Raw genomic sequence first — 1,661 nt, 5'->3', positions numbered from 1 at the left:
ACTGAACAGCGGTGGGCGCCTGTGGCGCTTCACTGCGCTGGAGATTTGAATGTCGTTGAACCCTGATATCGCCGCGTTTTTGCAACTGGTCGGCAACGGCCGGGCGAGCGGCAAACGCGTGGGCATGCACCAGTTGAGTCCGGCCGAGGCGCGTGAGCAGTTCGATCAGTCTTCACTGTTGATGGACGCTGGCGGTGAAGAACTGCACGTGGTGGATGAGCTGCAATTGCCGGTGCGTGACGGCGCGCTGTTGAATGCACGGATCTACAGTAACCAGCCCTTGCAGGCGGATGCCGGCCGGCCGGCGCTGTTGTATTTTCATGGCGGTGGCTATGTGGTCGGCAGCCTCGACTCCCACGATTCGCTGTGCCGGGCGCTGGCGGCGATGGCTGACTGCGTGGTGCTGTCGGTGGCGTATCGGCTGGCACCGGAGTTTCGCTTTCCCACCGCGGCGGATGATGCCCGTGATGCGTGGGACTGGTTGGTGGCCAGTGCTGCGGATCTCGGTGTGGATGCGTCGTGTCTGGCGGTTGCCGGTGACAGCGTGGGCGGCAGCCTGGCCACGGTGTTAGCGGCGCAACTGGCCGATGCCGTGGTGCGACCGCGCTTGCAGGTGCTGATCTATCCGGTTACCGATGCCAGTCGCAGTACACCGTCGATCGAGCGGTTTGCTGAAGGTCATCTGTTGGAGAAGGCATCGCTGGAGTGGTTTTACAGCCACTATCAGCGTGAGCCGGGTGATCGTTTTGATCCGCGGTTTTCGCCGTTGCTCGGGGAAGTCTCGGCTGATGTTGCACCGGTGCTGCTGGTGTTGGCCGAGTGTGATCCGCTGCATGATGAGGGGGTGGCGTATGCGCGTCATTTGCAGGCGGCGGGGGTGGCTGTCGAGCTCAAGGTGTATGCGGGGATGACGCATGACTTCATGCGCATGGGCGCGATTGTCGATGAGGCTGAGGAGGCGCAGTTGGTTATTGGCCAGCGTTTGGTTCAGGCGTTTGCTCGGGGGTGATTTTGTTTTGGCCGTGGCGGCCTTGGCGGCCTTGGCGGCCTTTGGGCCGACCAGGCTCTTGGGGTTTCGGGTGAATATCCATTGCTTCGGGTGTTGCTTTTGGCGGTTCCGCTCTTACAGCGGGTCACCTTTTTCAAACGCCAAAAAGGTAACCCAAAACGCTTGCTCCTGCGTTCGGCCCTCGCAGGCTCGGGTCCCTTCGCTCCGGGACTGATCCGGGCGCAGCGGCTACGGTTTGCTTCGCTGCACCTCCTTCCGCTGTGTACGACTTCGTCGTACGGTCGCTGCGCTCCCACGCCCGGATCAATCCCTGCGCTCAGCCTTCCGACGTCGCCGGTGACGCAAGATCAAAAGCAGGCGAGCTGACACTCGGCCTATTGAGTGGTGAGAAGCGTCGCATGGATTTGGATTTGCGGTGTGGCAGCCCCTCACCCCAGCCCTCTCCCCCTGGAGAGGGAGCCGATTTGGTTGGATTCGAAACTTGCGTTCGACTCGGTATTTCATGTTTGCGTAGTCCTCCAATCACCGCGGTCAGTCCCCTCTCCCTCCGGGAGAGGGCTAGGGTGAGGGGCTTTTGATCTGCAGGGTCTGCACGCGCGAATCGATATCCGCACTGTACCCATCAACTGTAAATCTTCTACAACAAACCAAC

1 protein-coding gene is annotated in these 1,661 nt (G+C 61.0%); it reads left to right on the top strand.

Annotated elements, in window-relative coordinates; translation table 11 throughout:
* Positions 1-49 precede the first annotated feature (49 nt).
* Positions 50-1,009: an alpha/beta hydrolase gene (locus J3P93_RS18170; protein WP_434590378.1), complete on the top strand. Its 960-nt coding sequence runs from the start codon at positions 50-52 to the stop codon at positions 1,007-1,009.
* Positions 1,010-1,661: the final 652 nt, after the last annotated feature.

The organism is Pseudomonas sp. R3-57 (assembly GCF_051132065.1).
Lineage (GTDB): Bacteria > Pseudomonadota > Gammaproteobacteria > Pseudomonadales > Pseudomonadaceae > Aquipseudomonas.
Note: the sequence above shows the minus strand (reverse complement) of the source record. Positions and strands in the feature narration are given on the sequence as shown.

Excerpts from the sequence above, each read along its gene's own strand:
- J3P93_RS18170 (WP_434590378.1), top strand. The coding sequence starts at position 50 with ATGTCGTTGAACCCTGATATCGCCGCGTTTTTGCAACTGGTCGGCAAC.